We start from the raw sequence: 17,381 nt of genomic DNA on the forward strand, positions 1-17,381 counted from the left end.
CGCGAACCGGCTGACGGTTCAGGCAAAAGGCCGGGGCGCAGGCGCGCTCCGGCCTTTTGCTTTTGCCGGTGGGCCATTTTGCTGGCGGGCCATCGCCTGTTAATCGATCGCTTAAATTCCGCTTCACAACCGCTCTTCTCTCTGCCAGCTTGGCGGTGGGAGAGAAGAGCATGGTCGATTTTCCGAGGAAGCCCGCCGAAGTCGATGCGGGATGGCTGGAGGCGCGCCTGCGGGAAAGCGGCGCGCTGGGCGATGCGCGCGTCACCGGCATGGCGTGGGTGCCGATCGGCACCGGCCAGGTCGGCGATACCGCGCGTTTCACCTTGACCTATGACCGGGAAGGCGCGGGGCCGGCCACGGTGGCGGGCAAGTTTGCCTCCGCTGACGAAACCAGCCGTGGCACGGCTGCAACGTTGCAGCTCTATACCAAGGAAGTGACATTCTACCGCGAGGTGGCGGCGCTGCTGGATGCAAGAGTGCCTCGCACGTTCGCGGCGGAAGTAGATGAGAACGGGCAGGAATTTGTCCTTCTGTTCGAGGATCTGGCGCCCGAGCGTGGCGGCAACCAGTTGCTCGGCTGTAGTATCGACGACGCGCGCGCCGCCATTCGCCAAGCGGCGGCGATCCACGCTCCCAGCCGCAACCACGCCGCCATTCTGGGCCAGCCCTGCTTCCAGCCCCAACCGGCGCTGACCGGGCAGATGGCCGCGCTCTATCCGCAGGCCCATGCCGTGTTCCGGGAACGCTACGATGGGCAACTGGCACCTGAACTGATGCGGGTGTGCGATGAACTCAATGCCCTGATCGGCGGCTGGTTCGGCCGCTTGCTGCCCGATCCGGGGCTCGTCCACGGCGATTTCCGGCTCGACAACATGCTGTTCGGCGTGGGGAACGGCGCCGAACCGATTGCGATCGTGGACTGGCAGACGACCGGGATCGGCTGCGGACTGACCGACGTGGGCTATTTCATGGGGTGCGGCATTGGCAGCGCCTTGCGCCGCCCGCACGAGGACGAACTGCTCGACCTCTATTGCGCCGAGATGAGCCGGCGTGGCGTGCCCACCGCGCGCGATGCGATCTGGACGCGCTATCGTCTGGGCGCGCTCCACGGCGTGTCCACGGCGGTGTTCAGCGCCGCGTTCGTGGTGCGGACCCCGCGCGGCGACGAGAATTTCCTGTCGATGGCAACCGGCGCCTGCGAACTGGCGCTCGACCACGACAGCATCGGCGCGCTGCGCCACTTCCTGGAGACCGGAACATGCTGACCAAGGGCGATGACTTTCCGCTGCACCAGACGCCCGAGCCCGTCGCCTATGCCGGCACGGACCGGAATTTCTACGATCGCTATTTCTTCAACGGTTATGCGCCGGACGGTTCAGGCTTCTTTGCGGTGGCCTTTGGCATCTATCCGCACCTGAACGTGGCGGATGCCCATTTTTCCTATATCCGCAACGGCATCCAGCATTGCCTTCATGCATCGCGCGAACTGAATATGGAACGGTTCGACCTGACGGTGGGGCCGATCTCGATCGAGGTGGTCGAGCCGCTGCGCAAGCTGGTGGTGCGCGTCAACGGTGAGGGGATCGCCGCCGAACTGGCCTTCACCGGCCGTGCCTTTCCCATCGAGGAGCCGCGCTTCACGTTCCGCATCGGGCCGCGCGCGTTCATGGATTACACGCGGCTGACGCAGAACGGGCATTACGGGGGCTGGGTGGAAGTGGACGGCGTGCGTGAGGCGCTGCACCCGCAGACGGCCGGCACGCGCGACCGCAGCTGGGGCGTGCGTCCGGTGGGCAGCAGCGATACGCAGCCGTTTGGGCACGGCGTGGTTCCGTCGTTCTTCTGGCAATGGACGCCGATCAACCTGCCCGATCGCAGCCTGTTCTACCATATCAACGCGGATATGCACGGCGCGCCGTGGAACACGCGGGCGGTGATCGCGCCGGATGGTGCTGGCGCGCACGATCACTACGAAACGCCTTCGGCAACCCTGGTATCCCCGCTGGCGGCGGGCTCGCGCTGGCCGGCTTCGGGCAAGCTGGCGATCGCGACGCCGGACGGGCCGTTGACGGTGTCGTTCGAACCGCTCGTGCGCTTCCAGATGCGCGGGATCGGCTACACTTCGCCCAAGTGGGGCCACGGGCTGTATCACGGGCCACTGGAGGTCGAGCGCGAGGACATCGATCTTGATGCCTGCGATCCCGCCCGGCCGGACAACTTCCACGTCCAGATCGTGTCCAGAGTGACGACCAGCGCCGGCGAGGAAGGCGTGGGCGTGTTCGAACAGCTTGTGCTTGGTCCATACGCCCCGATGGGGCTGCAAGGCATGGACGTGGCCTGAAGACCGATCCGGGGCCTTGTGAGGCCCCGGGCACGGCTTCTCAGTCGAGCGCTTTGGTCAGCGCGGCAACCTGCGCCGCGCTCAGTTCCAGTTCCATCGCCTCGACCAGATCGTCGACCTGATCGGCGGTGGTGGCGCTGGCGATCGGCGCGGCAATGCCGGGCTGGCTCAGCAGCCAGGCCAGCGCGACCTGGCCCAGCGTGGCTTCGGTCTCGGTGGCGATGCGGTCCATCACCGGCAACAGCCGCTTGCCCGGCTCGGCATACTTGCGCAGGCCTTCGCCACGCGGATAGCGCGCGAAATCGGCGTCCTTGCGGTACTTGCCTGTCAGGAAGCCACTGGCGAGTCCGAAGAACGGCAGCATCGCCACATCATTCTGGACGCAGAACGCCTGCAGTTCGGGCGGATAGGCATCGCGTTCGAGCAGGTTGTACTGGTTCTGCAGCACGCCATAGGCCGGCGCGCCGGCCGCTTCCGCCGCCTTCTGCGCCGAAGCCAGCCGGTCGAGCGAGAAGTTGGAAGCACCCGCTTCGCGGATCAGCTTCCGGTCGAACAGCGCCTTGAACCCTTCGGCCACTTCGGCCTGCGGGGTCTGCTCCTCGTCGCGGTGCGCGTAATAGAGATCGATATAGTCGGTACGCAGGCGTTCGAGCGAGGCCTGGCAGCGTTCGAGCAGGCGCGCCGGGGCAAGCCCGCCGGCCTCGCCGGCCATGTTGGTTTTGGTGGCGATGCGCATGTGCTTGCGCACGCCGCGCGATTCCAGCCATTCGCCGATGACGGTCTCGCTTTCCCCGCCCTTGTGGCCGGGAACCCAGACTGAATAGCCTTCGGCCGTATCGATCATCCGGCCGCCGTTTTCGTAGAAGGCGTCCAGCACTTCGAAGCTGCGGTCCCGATCGATCGTCCAGCCGAAGACGTTTCCGCCCAGGACCAGCGGGATGCCGGACAGCGAGGGGTGTTTGCCGCTCATGCGAAGCGCTCCTTCAGCGCGAGCAGGGCAAGCGCGGCCTTGGCGGCTTCGCCACCCTTGTCCTTCTGCGCGGGATCGGCGCGGACGATCGCCTGCGCTTCGTTCTCGACGGTGAGAATGCCGTTGCCAATGGCGATGCCGTCCATGGTCAGCGCCATGATGCCGCGCGCGCTTTCGCCGGCGACGATCTCGAAGTGGTAGGTTTCGCCCCGGATCACCACGCCGATGGCGACGAAGCCGTCATAGTCCCCGCTCTGGTCGGCCAGCGCGATCGCGCCGGGGATTTCCAGCGCGCCGGGAACGGTAATGACTTCCGCCTTGTGGCCGGCCGCCTTGAGCGCCGCCTTGGCGCCCGCGATCAGCATGTCGTTGAGGTGGTCGTAGAAACGGGCTTCGACAATCAGAAACTTGGCCATGGCCGATTACTCCTCGGGGATCGGCCGTTCGCCGACGATATTGAGGCCATAGCCTTCGATGGCCACGACGTTGCGGTGGGCGTTCGATAGCAGCGTCATGTCGTGTACGCCAAGATCGGCCAGGATCTGCGCCCCGATGCCGTAGCTGCGCAGGTCCATGTCCGGTCCGCCGCCGCCGCCGCGCGCCGGATCGGCTTCGGGCGGATTGAACAGCAGCACGATCACGCCGCCGCCGGCCTTGCCCATTTCCACCATCGCGCGCTGGAGCGTGCGCTTGCGCGGGCCGGGCTGGCCCAGCAGGTCGTGGAAGGCGGAGAAGGTGTGGACGCGGGTCAGCGTCGGTTCGCCGGGGATGACCTGGCCCTTCTGGAGCACGAGGCTTTCGGTGCCATCGACCTTGTTACGATAGGTGAGCAGGCGCCAGTCACCGCCATAGTCCGACGTGAAGGGCACCTCGGCCACCTTGGTGACAAGGTGATCGTGCCGGCGGCGGTATTCGATCAGGTCGCGGATCGTGCCGATCTTGAGGCCGTGGCGGCGGGCGAAAGGCACGAGATCGTCCATGCGCGCCATGGTGCCATCATCGCGCATGATCTCGCAGATCACGCCCGAGGGATTGAGACCGGCAAGGCGCGAGATGTCGACCGCCGCTTCGGTATGGCCGGCGCGCACCAGCACGCCGCCGTCGCGCGCGATCAGCGGGAAAACGTGACCGGGGGTGACGATGTCGTCGCGGGTCTTGCCGGCATCGATGGCCACCGCGACGGTGCGGGCGCGGTCGCCGGCGGAAATGCCGGTGGTCACGCCTTCGCGCGCTTCGATCGAGACGGTGAAGGCGGTTTCATGGCGCGTGCCGTTGTTGCGGCTCATCAGTTCCAGGCCGAGCTGTTCGCAGCGCGCGCGGGTGAGCGTGAGGCAGATCAGGCCGCGTCCGTGCGTGGCCATGAAATTGATGGCATCCGGCGTAGCCATCTGCGCGGGGATGACCAGATCGCCCTCGTTCTCGCGATCCTCGTCATCGACCAGGATGAACATCCGGCCATTGCGCGCTTCCTCGATGATCTCCTCGATGGGAACGAGCGCAGGCGCATCGTCGCTCTCGCTGAGGACGCGCTCAAGCTTCGCAAGCGTGTCTGCCGTGGGGTTCCAGTTCGGCTGAGTCACGTCGCGCAGGGTGTTGGCGTGGAGGCCAGCGGCACGCGCGAGGCCGGAGCGGGACATGCCGCCATCGACGATGAGTCGGCGGATGCGTTCGATGAGGTCAGTAGACATGATTCGGGTATTTCACATTGCAGTGTGTAGTGCAAGCGGGGAATGTGACATCGTAATATCGCGAAAATTTCAGTTAACTGTGTCATTAAAATCACGCGCTGAATGGGTTGCCGCTACGGCAAGGCGCGAATGCGAATTGGCCATTGACAAGGAATCCCGCTCGTTATGTCCTGTGTTCCGGGGTAGCCCACATCAACGAGGGGCACCGCTGGAGAGAGAGGTCTGAGCTATGAGGGGCAAGCTTTCCCTGCTTGTTGGCGTATGCGCGTCGGCAGTTGCAACTCCCGCCTTCGCACAGTCTGCTGGTGGATCGGCAGATACCGAAGAAATCATCGTCACAGCGCAGCGTCAGTCGGAACGCCTGCAGGACGTTCCGATCGCGGTGAGCGCGTTTACGCCAGAGGCGCTGGACAAGCAGCAGATCAAGAACACCAGCGATCTGCAATTGTCGCTGCCCAACATCACCTTCACCAAGACGAACTTCACGTCGTCCAGCTTTACGATCCGCGGCATCGGCGACCTTTGCGTGGGCGTGACGTGCGACCAGGCCACCGCCATCCACCTCAATGACTCGCCGCTTTTCCAGACCCGTCTCTTCGAAGGCGAATTCTACGATCTTGCGCAGATCCAGGTTCTGCGCGGCCCGCAAGGCACGCTGTTCGGTCGCAACGCCACCTCGGGCGTGGTCGATCTGATCACAGCCAAGCCCGATCTCAGCAAGTTCGGCGCGTCGGGCGAAGCGGAATACGGCAACTACAACTCGATCAAGGTGAAGGGGATGCTGAATGCGCCCCTGACGGATACGCTCGGCGTCCGCCTTGCCGGGTTCTACCTCAACCGCGACGGCTACACGCTGAATCTCGCCAACGGCAAGCATTACGACGACCGCAATATGTATGGCCTGCGCGCATCGGTGCGCTGGGAACCGACGTCCGGCACGACGATTGACCTGATGGCGCAGTATTTCCGCGAAAAAGACCATCGCATGCGCATCCAGAAGCAGCTTTGCCAGCGCGATCCGACCGGAATCATCGGCTGCCTTAACGGCACGCAGGGCTATGGCGTCACCAACGGGAACAGCACGCTGGCTTCGATCCTGACATCAAAGCAGTTCTTTGCAATTCGTGGACTGCCCGCAGGCCAACCAGGGATGCCGAATTTCGCGCTGGGCGATCTCTATGGCCCCGATAGCTATTCGGGCGTGGTCAATCCGGCCGATCCGCGCGTAATCAACACGGATACCGAGCCGAACTACTTTACCGACGAATGGATCGTCGTGGGCTCTCTGGATCAGGATCTTGGCAAGGGTCTGAGCCTGAAACTGACCGGGAACTTCGAAAGCGTCCGGGTTGACTCGAGCCAGGACTACACGAACTCGATCCAGAGCCGCGCGCTGATCCAGCCGACGCTGAACACGTTGGCGGCGGCTGCTTCGGGCGCGCTGGGAGCGGGCCTTGCCACCTATCTCAAGCCGGTGGCCGATGCGCTGATGCCGAATGGCCCGACCGGAGTCATCTGCACCTCTTTGCCGGAAGAGACGGGCACGGGCGTTTATGGCGGGCACAAATCCTGCGCCATGTCGCCGCAGGACTTCGACCGTTCGGTCCAGTACAACAAGAGCTGGTCGGCGGAAGCGATCCTCAGCTCGAAGTGGGACGGCAAGTTCAACTTCCTGCTGGGCGGCATCTACAGCAAGCTGACGATGTCCGAAAACAGCTATTACGTGAACTCGTTCGGGCTTGACTATTTCGCCGGCGTGGGCGGTGCGTTCACGGCGCTGGGTTCGGCCCTGCCACCCGCCTATCTGGCGACGCCGTTCTACCGGAACAATTCGGACTACCTGAAGGTTTCGAGCTACGGCATCTTCGGCGAAGCGTACTACAAGTTCGATGACCGCATCAAACTGACGCTCGGCCTGCGCTACAACCACGATCAGAAGGACATCATCGCCCGCACGACGGTGTTCAACTGGCTCGTGCCGAACGGTTCGACCAACGCTTACACGTCGCCCTATTTCGGGTCGTATGACGCGGACGCCAATCTGCCGGGCAACCAGCCCTTCCAGGTTCGCAATGCCAAGTTCAACGAACTGACCGGGCGCGCGGTTCTGGACTTCCAGATCACGCCGGACAACCTGATCTATCTGTCCTATTCGCGCGGCTACAAGTCGGGCGGCATCAATCCGCCGCTGTCGCCGATCTTCGCGGTGCCGGAAACGTTTTCTCCGGAATTCGTCAACGCCTTCGAAATCGGATCGAAGAACCAGTTCGGCAAGCTGACGCTGAACCTCACCGGCTTCTACTACAAGTACAAGGATCTGCAGCTTTCGCGCATCGTCGCCCGCACGTCGGTCAACGATAACGTGAGCGCGAATATCTGGGGCCTGGAAGCCGAAGCGATCCTGCGGCCGACGCCGGGGCTGTCGGTGAACATCTCCGCCAGCTATCTCAATACGAAGGTTTCGGAAGACAAATACCTTGCCAACCCGCGTGACTTTGGCGGCGGCCGTTCCGATGCGGTCATCATCAAGGACATCACCAACGCGGCGAACTGCGCCGTCGGGGCCAACACCGCCGGGAATACCGCCGGGGTCAACGCCTTCGTCAACACGGTCAACACCCTTATCAACGCGGGCAGCATTCCCGGCGTTGCAGCGGGTGCCGGCTTGCGGCCAACGACCTCGTTCGGCGCGGGCAGCGGCATCGCCTCGACCGGTGCCTACAGCATCTGCGCGGCGTTGCAGGCGGTTGCTGCAACCAACGGTGCCGCGTTCGATCCGAAGGGCATCACCGTCTATACCTCGGGTATTCCGGTCAACATCAAGGGCAACAAGCTGCCCGGTGCGCCGGACTACAAGGTTGCGGCGGGCGTGCAGTACGAGATTCCGGCCGGCCGTCTTTCGATTACGCCGCGTTTCGACATCGTGCTGACGGGCACCTCGACCGGCAACATCTTCAACGGTGCCGTCAACCGGATCCCGAGCTACACCCAGATCAACGCGCAGGTGCAGATCGATGGTCCGGATCGCCGCTGGTTCATTCGCGGCTTCGTCCAGAATCTGGGCAACTCGAACCCGATCACGGGTCTGTACGTGACGGACCAGTCCTCGGGGAACTTCACCAACATCTTCACGCTTGAACCGCGCCGTTATGGCGTGGCGGCCGGTTTCCGCTTCTGATCGGGGAGGAAAGCGGAAAGGTGGAAGGCGTCGGGAGGCATGCTCCCGGCGCCTTTTCCTTTGGGTGGGACAATTTGTCCTGGCTCCTGCCCGTCGGCTTGGGGCGTGACAGGACGGGCGGGGCGCGGTAAGCGAGCGGGTGATGGGGGAACTGCGCGCCTTCTTGATCGAACATCGCCGTGTGGCGGCGGTCATTGTCGCGTTCGCGCTGCTGATGAAGGCGCTGTTGCCCGCTGGCTACATGGTGGGGCCGGCGCAGGGGCAGAAAATCCTGACTCTCCTCGTCTGTGCCGATGCTTCGGGCGATCATCTCGCTCGTCAGGTTTCCCTGCCGGCTTCCGGCCAGAAGGATGGCAATTCGCCATCGCACGATGTCTGCCCGTTCGCCGGACATGCCTTCGCGGCGCTGGGCGGGGCGGACCCTATCCAGATCGCGCTGGCGATCCTGTTCGTGCTCGCGCTGGGGTTCGCCCCCGCGCCGTTGGCGCGCCTTGCGCGTGCGCGCCACGTCTTGCCGCCGCCCTGCGGCCCTCCGGTCCGCGCCTGACAGCCTGATCATCCTGTCGGATCGGCCGGGCGGCGCGGATGATGCGCCCCCGGCATGCCGGAGTACCCCTGATGTATGAAATACTCGACCGTCCGCGTGGACGGTCTGGCGTGTGCGATAACGGCGCAATCGTCGTCCGCATGCGCGAAAATCGCTCGGCGCTCTCCCATGAGGCGCGCTCCGCCTTTGCCGCGCTGGCGTTCCTGTTGCTGATCCTGTCGATCGTGCCCGTTGTCCATGGGTATTGGCTGGTTCCGGCCTTCTCGCTGGCCGCTGTCACCGCGCTGACGTTCGCGCTGGAGCGGCACCAGAAGCAGGCGGCGCCGGCGGAAACGCTGGAAGTCGGCCCCGGTCGCCTGCGCCATGCCGACAGCCATGGCCGGGTGACGGAATGCGAAGGCCCGTGGCTTTCGTTCCGGGTCGAAGCGCCAACGCCGTCGGCCCTGCGCCTGCTGGTGCGGACCGCGGCCGATGTGGTCGAGATCGGCCGCTGCCTGAGCCTCGACGAACGGCGCGCGGTGGCGCCTGTCATCGCGGCTGCGCTGGGCGCGGCAACGCAGAGCAGGCCGTGAGCGGCCTTTTCACGCTCTCGCCCGCGCGCGCCGCGCACCTGCGTCGGATTCGCCGCCGGACATGGGCCGCCGTGGCCCTGTGCTTCGCGGCGCGTGGGCTGGCCGCTGTGCCGGGGCTGCTGCTGCCGGGCATGGCATCGGCGCTGGACGACGCGGGCGCTGTCTGCGTTTCGTCCGATTGCAGCCGGAAAACAGCGCATGACCGTTCCTGATCCTGACGATGCCGCTCCGCCAGCCGGCGACCGAAGCCTGCGCTGGCTGGTGGTCCTGCTGGTGTCAATCGGCCTGCTGGGTCTGGCGCTGGTGGCGTTCGGCGGCGGCAAGGGAGGACAGCCGGAGAACGCGGGAGGACAGGATGTTGGCGGACAGGGGGCGGACATCGGCGGCCCGTTCACGCTGATCGCGCCTGACGGATCGCCCTTTCCCAGCACCAAGCTGGCGGGCAAACCCTTTGCCATCTTTTTCGGGTTCACCCGCTGCCCGGATGTCTGCCCGACCAGCCTGGCGCGGATGGCCCGGTTGCGCAAGCAACTGGGCGCGGACGGCGGCCGGTTCGAGATCGTGTTCGTTTCAGTCGATCCCGGGCATGACACGCCGGCGGACGTGGGCCGCTATGCCGCGATGTTCGGCACGCCGATCCACGGCCTGACCGGAACCGACGCGCAACTGGCCGCGATCGAGAAGGCCTATGGCGTCTATGTCCAGAAGGTGCCGCAGCCGGGTGGCGATTACACGATCGACCATACCGCCGCGATCTACCTGATGGATGCCGCAGGCCGGTTTGCCGACACGATCAACTTCCAGGAACCCGAAGCGGAATCGCTGGCCAAGCTCAAGCGGCTGGTAGAACGAAGCTGATCCGGACCGCCAACCTCCACGGATTTCTCCCATGATTCAGAGTTTCGCTCTCTACCGCACGATCTGGCGCTGGCATTTCTATGCCGGCCTGTTCGTGGTGCCGATGGTCCTGGTGCTTGCGCTGTCGGGATCGCTCTATCTGTTCAAGCCGCAGATCGAGCGGTGGGAAGAACGGGCTTTCCGCTCCCTGCCTGTTGCGGAAACCGTTTCGCCCGACGCGCAGGGTGAAGCCGCGCTGTCCGCCTTCCCGGGCGCGCGGCTTCATTCCTATCGCCTGCCCGAACGCGAAGGCGATGCCGCGCTGGTCCATATCGCCCTGCCGGGAGGGAAAGGGATGCGCGACGTGTTCGTTTCCCCGCAAGGCAAGGTGCTGGGCAGCCTTGACCCGGACAAGCGGATCATCGCGATCGATCGCGCGGTGCACGGGCAGCTGCTGCTGGGCAAGCGTGGAAGCTGGATCGTCGAGCTGGCGGCGAGCTGGGGCATCGTGATGATCCTGACCGGGCTTTACCTGTGGTGGCCGCGTGGACGGGGGGCGGCGGGCGTGATCTACCCGCGCCTTACACGCGGGCCGCAAGCCTTCTGGCGCGATCTTCATGCGGTGACGGGGTTCTGGGTTTCGGGTCTGGCGCTGGTGCTGCTGGTAACCGGGCTGCCGTGGGCTTCGGTCTGGGGCAGCGCGTTCAAGGCGGTGCGCGCCGAGATGGGCTGGGTCAAGGGCAAGCAGGACTGGACGATCGGCGGGCGCGCCGCCGATGCCGATGATCACGCCGGGCACGATCATGCCGCGATGATGGCGGCGGCCGGGTCCATGCACGCCATGCCGGGCATGGCGCACGATCATGCCGGCGGGCCGACGCCGGTTTCGCTGACCGAGATCGTGGCGGAAGCCCGATCGCGTCACATGGCCTGGCCGGTGATCGTGATGCCACCGGGCGCGCCGGGGGCGTTCGGCGCCAAGCCCTCATCGGCGTGGATCGTGAAGGCGGACACGCAGAACCGTTTGCTCGGTGAAACCTACACGTTCGATGCGCGCACCGGCGCGCAGCGTTCGCACGAGACCTTTGCCGACAAGCACCCGATCGATCGCGTCGTGGGCTATGGCATTTCCTGGCACGAAGGCGCGCTGTTCGGCTGGGTAAACCAGTTGATCGGGGTGATGACCGCGCTGATGCTGGTGACGCTTGCGGTCAGCGGCTTCGTGCTGTGGTGGCGGCGCAAGCCCGGTGGCGTGCTGGGCGCCCCGCCTCTGCCGGCGGTGCCCGCGCGCAAGCGGGGCATGGCCGCGATCGCGCTGATGCTGGCCGCCTTCCTGCCGCTGCTGGCGCTGTCGATGGCGGCCATGCTGGTGATCGAGCGGCTGGTGCTGGTGCGGATCGCGCCCGCCGCGCGCTGGCTGGGTCTGGCGCGGACGGTTTAACGCCGCACCAGTTCCTCCTTTGACGTAACGTGGCCGGCCAGGTCTTCCGGATAGAAGTACACCGGCCGCAACTCGCCCGAAACGTAGCGGCTCACCTGATCGGCGAAGTGAGGGGAGGCGGGGTGGCCGCTTTCGCCCCCGGTGCTGACGGCCCTGGCCTTTACGCGCGTGCCGAATTCCACCACGGCGACGAAGCTGTTGCCGCGTGTGCCGTAATAGCGCTTCGTGCCGGGATAGCGCTGCGCGCCGAACGCGGCGAGCGAGCCCCATTGCGCCGACGTGAAAGGCACGGGCGTGCTGGGCTTCGCGTCATCGAACGTCTGGCGGATCGCGCCGTCGTTGCGCTGGTAGCGGTTGATTTGGCCCCAGGGCACGCGCCAGTCGCCGAAATCGGCCTTGAGCCGGGCGGTCGCTTCGTCCAGCGCGGCAAGGCGCTGCGCATCGGTGGCGTGATCGGCCATCCAGTCCCACACCGTGATGCCCGAACGCTTGGCCTCGTCCGCGCCCTTGGCCCAGAGCGCTTCGCCCCAGAACACGGCAAGGCTGGTCGCCGTGGAATCGAGCGCCCAGCGCTGGTCCCAGCCGCGCAGCAGCGCCACCGGTTCCGCGCGCGCCGGATCGGGAGCCTTGTCGTGCGCGGCGATCAGGCCGGGCAGCAGGCGCGTGAAGGCGGGCAGCCACGGATCGTAGGCGGCGGCGATCAGGCGATCGGGCGTGAAATCGGTGCGGGCCGACAGCACCTTTTCGGCATGGGCGCCGCGCGGGTTCTCGCCCACCTGATCCATGTAGCGGGGAAAGGCCTTCGCCTTCGGGCTGTCCGCCCCGGCAGCGGTCCACGGCCAGTTGTTGACGTTGAACGCCCAGCCGTTCTTCGGGTTCACCACTTGCGGCAGATCGGACAGCGCGTGCAGCCCCTTCCAGTCGGTGGCCGGATCGCTGCCGTCGACCGGCTTGCGGTAATCGAAGCGGTCGTCGCGCACCGGCACGAACTGCGGGTGGAGATAGGCGATCTCGCCCTTGTCGTCGGCGAACAGCGTGTTGTTGGAGGAATTGGCCTTGCGCTCGGCCACTTGCAGGAAGCCCGCCAGATCGCGCGCCTTGGTGCGCAGGAAGCTCTGTTCCAGCGCAGGCACGGGCTTGTTCATCAGCGCGAAGGCGATCCACTTGCCGTCCGCCTCGCGCACGATCGGGCCATGGTGCGTGGCATAAGTGGTGAAGGTGCGCGTGGCCATGGCGCCATCGGGTTTGCGGTAGGCGAGCGTGACCGGCTTCACCGTCACTTTGCGCAAGGCGCCGCCGTAGCGGTAATAGAGATCGCCATCGGGCGAAGGAGCGATCGTTTCGGCGAACTCGTCCACGTTGTCGATACCGCTGGAGGTATGCATCCATCCGGCGTGCTGGTTGAACCCCTGGTAGATGAAGAACTGCCCCCAGGTGGACGCGCCATAGACGTTCAGGCCTTCGCCGCTCGTCACCTGCTGTTCGGAGCGGAAGAAGAAGCTGGTGTGCGGATTGATCAGCAGCAGCGCGTGCCCGTCCTGCGTGTGCGACGGCGCGATCACCATGCCGTTGGAACCCTGCGGCTCGCGGAACTGCGTGCCGCGTTCCAGCGCGGTCATGGCGATGGCGCGCTTTTCGTAGAACGCCTGCAACTGGCTCAGCGGTACGCTTTCGATATCGCCGCCGATGCTGCCTTCGGTGAAACTGAGCGCCATCCACGGTTCGAACCGACTGAGCACGCGCGGCTTCACGTCCGGGTGATCGGCCAGGAAGGCATTGAGCCCGGCGGCCCAGGCGTCCATCAGCGCCTTCAGCCATGGCGAACTGGCGGCGTAATCGGCCTTGAGCACCTCGGGGTCGATGAACAGGCGCTGGCGCAGGTCCGACCACAGCGCGCCTTCGCCCTCGGCCTCGGCCAGCCGGCCCAGGTTGGTGAGGTAGTTGACCTCGATCCGGTTGAAGTCGTCCTCGGCCTGCGCATAGATCATGCCATAGACGGCATCGGGGTCGGTCTGGCCGGTGATGTGGGCGATGCCCCAGTCGTCGCGTTGGATCACCACGTTGCGCGGCGCATCGGCGGCGCGGGCCTGCGGTGACCATGCGCCGAACAGGGCCAGTGCCGCCGCAGAACCGAAATACGCCCGGCCGATGGAGTGCCGCATCTTGTCTTGTCCCTTTGGTGCCGTGAAGCCGGATGGCTTCGTCGCACGCGCCGGGCCATACGCCAAGCGTGGATTCCGGTCAGGCCAGCGCCATCAGGCCAGCGTCATCAAACTGGCGTTTCCTCCGGCCGCGGTGGTGTTGATCGACACGGACTGTTCGCCCACCAGCATCGCCGGTGCATAGCCGCCGGCGGCGCACGGCGCTTCGGCGGTGACGATCGGGCCGGGCAGCGTGGCAAGCGCCTTTTGCACGGCTGCGATGAAGGCGCCGTCTCCGTGGACCAGCGCGCGGGCGAACGGCCCTGCCTGCCGCCAGTCCGTCGGTGCCAGCACCCGCTCTGCCAGCGCGGCGGGCAGGGACGGCAGCAGGGCAGGATCGGCAATGACGGCGGCGTTGCCGTGCGTGGTCGCGTCCTCGATCTGTGCGGCCAGTGCGGCGCCGTCCTGCGCGAACAGGATCACGCGCCCGGCGGGGCCGGTGCGGTAGAGGTTGTGTTCGCCCACCGGGCCGGGCAGCACGACCTCCGCATCCACCGGGAACGGCAGCGCGGGGCGCGGCTGGACAAGGCGCTGGAGATAGAGCGGTCCGCCCGCCTTCGGTCCGGTGCCCGAAAGCCCGTGTCCGCCGAAGGGCTGCACCCCCACCACCGCGCCGATCACGTTGCGGTTGACGTAGATATTGCCGACATGGATGCGGCTGGTGACGCGCGCGATCGTATCGTCGAGCCGGGTGTGGAGGCCGAAGGTCAGTCCAAAGCCCCAGGCGTTGATCGCATCGACCAGCGCGTCGATGTCCTGCCGGCGATAACGGATCACGTGCAGCACCGGGCCGAAGACTTCCTGTTCCAGATCGGACAGGGCCTCGAGTTCGATGATCGTCGGCGCGACGAACGTGCCGGCCCCGGTTCCGTCGGGCAGCGGCAGGCGCTCGATCTTGCGCCCCCGCGCGCGCATCGCGTCGACGTGCGCCTCGATCCGCGCCTGCGCCTCGGCGGTGATGACCGGGCCGATGTCCGCCGCCAGCCGGTCGGTGCGGCCGATGCGCAGTTCCGCCAGCGCGCCCTTGAGCATGGTGAGCACCCGGTCGGCCACGTCTTCCTGCAGGCACAGCACGCGCAGCGCGGAGCAGCGCTGCCCCGCGCTGTCGAAGGCCGAGGCGATGACATCGGCCACGACCTGTTCGGCCAGCGCCGAGGAATCGACGATCATCGCATTCTGTCCGCCGGTCTCCGCGATCAGCGGGATAGGGCGGCCAGTGGCGGAAAGGCGGGTGGAAAGCTGCTTCTGGATCAGGCGGCCGACGTCGGTGGAGCCGGTGAACATCACCCCCGCCGTCTCCGGCGCGCCGACCAGCGCCGCACCGATCGCGCCATCGCCGGGCACGAACTGGAGCACGTCGGCCGGCACGCCCGCGGCGTGCAGCAGGCGCACGGCTTCGGCCGCGATCAGCGGGGTTTCCTCGGCGGGTTTGGCCAGCACGGGATTGCCGGCGACGAGCGCGGCGGCGACCTGCCCGGTGAAGATCGCCAGGGGGAAGTTCCACGGGCTGATGCACACGACCGGCCCCAGCGGCGTGCTGCCGGCAAGGTCGCTGCGCGCGCGGACCGCGTAGTAGCGCAGGAAATCGACAGCCTCGCGTACTTCGGCCACGGCGTTGGGCACGGACTTGCCCGCTTCGCGCACGATCAGGGCGAGCAGATCGGGCATCGCCGCTTCCAGCGCATCGGCCCCACGCTCCAGACACGTCGCGCGCGCGTTGATCGGCGTGGAAGCCCAGGTGGCGGCCGCGCCGGCGGCGATGCGGACCGCTTCGCGCGCGGCTTCGGCGGTCACATCCGCCACGGTGCCGACGGTGTCATCGTGCTCGGCGGGATTGCGTACCGGCCGCGCCGGAAGTGCGGCGAGACGCGGGGAGGGTGCGGCGCGGACCGGCTCGCGGCTGGCGGCGGCGAAACGTTCGGCTAGATCGGCCAGCACGGCCTCGCTGGACAGATCCACGCCCCGGCTGTTGCGCCGGCCGGGATAGAGCGCGCCGGGCAGCGCGATGTTCGGGTGCGGCGCGCCGGGAATCGGCATGGCGCGGACCTGCTCCACCGGATCGGCGATGATCTCCTCCACCGGCACGGCCTCGTTGGCGATGCGGTTGACGAACGAGGAGTTTGCGCCGTTTTCGAGCAGGCGCCGGACAAGGTAGGCCAGCAGCGTCTCATGCGTGCCCACCGGGGCATAGATGCGGCAGGGGCGGTCCAGCTTGTCCGCGCCGACGACTTCCTCGTACAGCGGTTCGCCCATGCCGTGCAGGCACTGGAACTCGTAAGCCCCGGAGGCGAAGTCCGGCCCGGCCATGGCGTAGATCGTCGCCAGCGTATGCGCGTTGTGCGTGGCGAACTGCGGGAACACCGCGTCCGGGGCGTCCAGCAGGCGGCGCGCGCAGGCGATATAGGCGACATCGGTTTGGACCTTGCGGGTATAGACCGGGAAATCGGCCAACCCGTCCACTTGCGCCCGTTTGATCTCGGCGTCCCAGTAGGCGCCCTTGACCAGCCGCACCATGATTCGCCGGCCGGACCGGCGCGCTAGCGCGATGATCCAGTCGATCACATGGGGGCAGCGCTTGCCATAGCCCTGCACGACGAAGCCCAGGCCATTCCAGCCGGCAAGATCGGGATCGAGCGCCAGGCTTTCGAGCAGGTCGAGCGATAGTTCGAGCCGATCGGCTTCCTCGGCGTCGATGTTGAGGCCGATGTCGAAACGCTTGGCGAGTTCGCACAGGCCTTTTACCCGGGGCAGGAGTTCGGCCATCACGCGATCCGCCTGCGCGCGGGCATAGCGCGGATGGAGCGCGGAGAGCTTGATCGAGATGCCGGGGCCATCCACGATGCCGCGCCCGGCCGATGCCCGGCCGATGGCGCGGATCGCGTTCTCGTAATCGGCCAGATAGCGCGCCGCGTCGTCCGCCGTCATCGCGGCCTCGCCCAGCATGTCGTAGCTGTAGCGGAAGCCTTTCGCCTCCAGTTCGCGCGCGCGCTCCAGCGCTTCCTCGATGGTGCGACCGGTGACGAACTGTTCGCCCATCATCCGCATGGCCAGATCGACGCCGCGCCGGATGATCGGTTCGCCGGCGCGGGCGATGAGGCGGGTCAGCGCGTTGCCGAGGTTGCGGTCGTCGACGCTGGCGGTGAGCTTGCCCGTAACCACCAGCCCCCAGGTGGCGGCGTTGACGAACAGCGACCGGTTGCCGCCGATGTGGGCGCGCCAGTGGCCACCGGCGATCTTGTCGCGGATCAGGGCGTCACGCGTGGCGTCGTCGGGAATGCGCAGCAGGGCTTCGGCAAGGCACATCAGCGCCACCCCTTCCTGCGTGGAGAGCGCGAATTCCTGCACCAGCTGGTCCACGCCGCTGCCCTTGGGCCGCGCGCGCAAGGCTTCGACCAGGCGGCGGGCAAGCGCGGACGCTTCGGCGCGGGCCGCGTCTGGCAGCGTCGCCTGCGGCAGCAGCGCGGCGATGCAGTCCTGCTCGGGCCGCCGATAGGCGGCGGTGATCGCCTGGCGCAGCGCATCCTGTTCGCGGATGGGGGGAGCGAAATCGGCGAAGGGCGGGCGCGTGGTCATGGGGTGAACCTCTGGAACGGGATGCCACGATCC

13 protein-coding genes are annotated in these 17,381 nt (G+C 66.5%); 8 read left to right on the forward strand and 5 right to left on the reverse strand.

Annotated features, from left to right (window positions below; genetic code table 11):
* Positions 1-170 precede the first annotated feature (170 nt).
* Both NMD1_RS13655 and NMD1_RS13660 read left to right on the forward strand, forming a co-directional pair.
* Entirely contained in the window at positions 171-1,265 is a 1,095-nt protein-coding gene (locus tag NMD1_RS13655) for a phosphotransferase (RefSeq protein ID WP_125955173.1), read from the forward strand.
* Positions 1,259-2,341, forward strand: coding sequence for a hypothetical protein (locus NMD1_RS13660; protein ID WP_125955174.1), 1,083 nt, complete (start codon positions 1,259-1,261; stop codon positions 2,339-2,341). Before NMD1_RS13655 ends, NMD1_RS13660 begins: the two co-directional genes overlap by 7 nt.
* Before the next feature lie 40 nt (positions 2,342-2,381).
* Here NMD1_RS13660 and NMD1_RS13665 read toward each other — a convergent pair whose 3' ends face one another.
* Genes NMD1_RS13665 through ribB form a run of 3 tightly spaced genes read right to left on the reverse strand, consistent with a single transcriptional unit; the run spans position 2,382 to position 4,999 of the window.
* Complete coding sequence (locus NMD1_RS13665) at positions 2,382-3,311, reverse strand: aldo/keto reductase (RefSeq protein ID WP_124808819.1); 930 nt, start codon at positions 3,309-3,311, stop codon at positions 2,382-2,384.
* Positions 3,308-3,727, reverse strand: a complete 420-nt coding sequence (gene ribH / locus NMD1_RS13670; protein WP_124808820.1) for a 6,7-dimethyl-8-ribityllumazine synthase — start codon at positions 3,725-3,727, stop codon at positions 3,308-3,310. The genes NMD1_RS13665 and ribH overlap by 4 nt, the downstream gene beginning before the upstream one ends.
* A 6-nt stretch (positions 3,728-3,733) precedes the next feature.
* On the reverse strand, positions 3,734-4,999 hold the full coding sequence (gene ribB, locus NMD1_RS13675) for a 3,4-dihydroxy-2-butanone-4-phosphate synthase (protein ID WP_125955175.1): 1,266 nt from the start codon (positions 4,997-4,999) through the stop codon (positions 3,734-3,736).
* Between the two features lie 229 nt (positions 5,000-5,228).
* On the opposite strand from ribB, the gene NMD1_RS13680 reads away from it, so the two are divergent.
* The 6 genes from NMD1_RS13680 to NMD1_RS13705 all read left to right on the forward strand — a co-directional run bounded on the left by NMD1_RS13680 (position 5,229) and on the right by NMD1_RS13705 (position 11,574).
* A complete protein-coding gene (locus tag NMD1_RS13680) occupies positions 5,229-8,177 on the forward strand; it encodes a TonB-dependent receptor (RefSeq protein ID WP_125955176.1) in 2,949 nt (982 codons plus the stop codon).
* Between the two features lie 142 nt (positions 8,178-8,319).
* The gene (locus NMD1_RS13685; protein ID WP_125955177.1) at positions 8,320-8,724 is read left to right on the forward strand and encodes a hypothetical protein; all 405 of its coding nucleotides are present in this window, start codon (positions 8,320-8,322) and stop codon (positions 8,722-8,724) included.
* A 71-nt stretch (positions 8,725-8,795) separates the two neighbouring features.
* The gene (locus tag NMD1_RS13690; protein ID WP_158453960.1) at positions 8,796-9,296 is read left to right on the forward strand and encodes a DUF2244 domain-containing protein; all 501 of its coding nucleotides are present in this window, start codon (positions 8,796-8,798) and stop codon (positions 9,294-9,296) included.
* Complete coding sequence (locus NMD1_RS13695) at positions 9,293-9,508, forward strand: hypothetical protein (RefSeq protein WP_124808825.1); 216 nt, start codon at positions 9,293-9,295, stop codon at positions 9,506-9,508. The genes NMD1_RS13690 and NMD1_RS13695 overlap by 4 nt, the downstream gene beginning before the upstream one ends.
* On the forward strand, positions 9,495-10,154 hold the full coding sequence (locus NMD1_RS13700) for an SCO family protein (RefSeq protein WP_125955179.1): 660 nt from the start codon (positions 9,495-9,497) through the stop codon (positions 10,152-10,154). Before NMD1_RS13695 ends, NMD1_RS13700 begins: the two co-directional genes overlap by 14 nt.
* Positions 10,155-10,185: 31 nt before the next feature.
* On the forward strand, positions 10,186-11,574 hold the full coding sequence (locus NMD1_RS13705) for a PepSY domain-containing protein (RefSeq protein WP_125955180.1): 1,389 nt from the start codon (positions 10,186-10,188) through the stop codon (positions 11,572-11,574).
* On the opposite strand, the gene NMD1_RS13710 is transcribed toward NMD1_RS13705, so the two are convergent.
* Both NMD1_RS13710 and putA read right to left on the reverse strand, forming a co-directional pair.
* Complete coding sequence (locus NMD1_RS13710) at positions 11,571-13,736, reverse strand: penicillin acylase family protein (RefSeq protein WP_125955181.1); 2,166 nt, start codon at positions 13,734-13,736, stop codon at positions 11,571-11,573. The genes NMD1_RS13705 and NMD1_RS13710 overlap by 4 nt on opposite strands.
* A 93-nt stretch (positions 13,737-13,829) precedes the next feature.
* Positions 13,830-17,348 (reverse strand): bifunctional proline dehydrogenase/L-glutamate gamma-semialdehyde dehydrogenase PutA, encoded by a 3,519-nt coding sequence (gene putA / locus NMD1_RS13715; RefSeq protein WP_125955182.1) that lies wholly within the window; start codon positions 17,346-17,348, stop codon positions 13,830-13,832.
* Positions 17,349-17,381 lie beyond the last annotated feature (33 nt).

Source organism: Novosphingobium sp. MD-1 (assembly GCF_001014975.1).
Taxonomy (GTDB): Bacteria; Pseudomonadota; Alphaproteobacteria; order Sphingomonadales; family Sphingomonadaceae; genus Novosphingobium.

What these genes read in the sequence shown, in the direction of transcription:
- NMD1_RS13665 (WP_124808819.1), bottom strand. Translation starts at nt 3,311, where the DNA reads ATGAGCGGCAAACACCCCTCGCTGTCCGGCATCCCGCTGGTCCTGGGC.
- NMD1_RS13700 (WP_125955179.1), top strand. Translation starts at nt 9,495, where the DNA reads ATGACCGTTCCTGATCCTGACGATGCCGCTCCGCCAGCCGGCGACCGA.
- NMD1_RS13685 (WP_125955177.1), top strand. Translation starts at nt 8,320, where the DNA reads ATGGGGGAACTGCGCGCCTTCTTGATCGAACATCGCCGTGTGGCGGCG.
- putA (WP_125955182.1), bottom strand. Translation starts at nt 17,348, where the DNA reads ATGACCACGCGCCCGCCCTTCGCCGATTTCGCTCCCCCCATCCGCGAA.
- NMD1_RS13660 (WP_125955174.1), top strand. Translation starts at nt 1,259, where the DNA reads ATGCTGACCAAGGGCGATGACTTTCCGCTGCACCAGACGCCCGAGCCC.
- ribH (WP_124808820.1), bottom strand. Translation starts at nt 3,727, where the DNA reads ATGGCCAAGTTTCTGATTGTCGAAGCCCGTTTCTACGACCACCTCAAC.
- NMD1_RS13690 (WP_158453960.1), top strand. Translation starts at nt 8,796, where the DNA reads ATGTATGAAATACTCGACCGTCCGCGTGGACGGTCTGGCGTGTGCGAT.
- NMD1_RS13655 (WP_125955173.1), top strand. Translation starts at nt 171, where the DNA reads ATGGTCGATTTTCCGAGGAAGCCCGCCGAAGTCGATGCGGGATGGCTG.
- NMD1_RS13680 (WP_125955176.1), top strand. Translation starts at nt 5,229, where the DNA reads ATGAGGGGCAAGCTTTCCCTGCTTGTTGGCGTATGCGCGTCGGCAGTT.
- ribB (WP_125955175.1), bottom strand. Translation starts at nt 4,999, where the DNA reads ATGTCTACTGACCTCATCGAACGCATCCGCCGACTCATCGTCGATGGC.
- NMD1_RS13705 (WP_125955180.1), top strand. Translation starts at nt 10,186, where the DNA reads ATGATTCAGAGTTTCGCTCTCTACCGCACGATCTGGCGCTGGCATTTC.
- NMD1_RS13710 (WP_125955181.1), bottom strand. Translation starts at nt 13,736, where the DNA reads ATGCGGCACTCCATCGGCCGGGCGTATTTCGGTTCTGCGGCGGCACTG.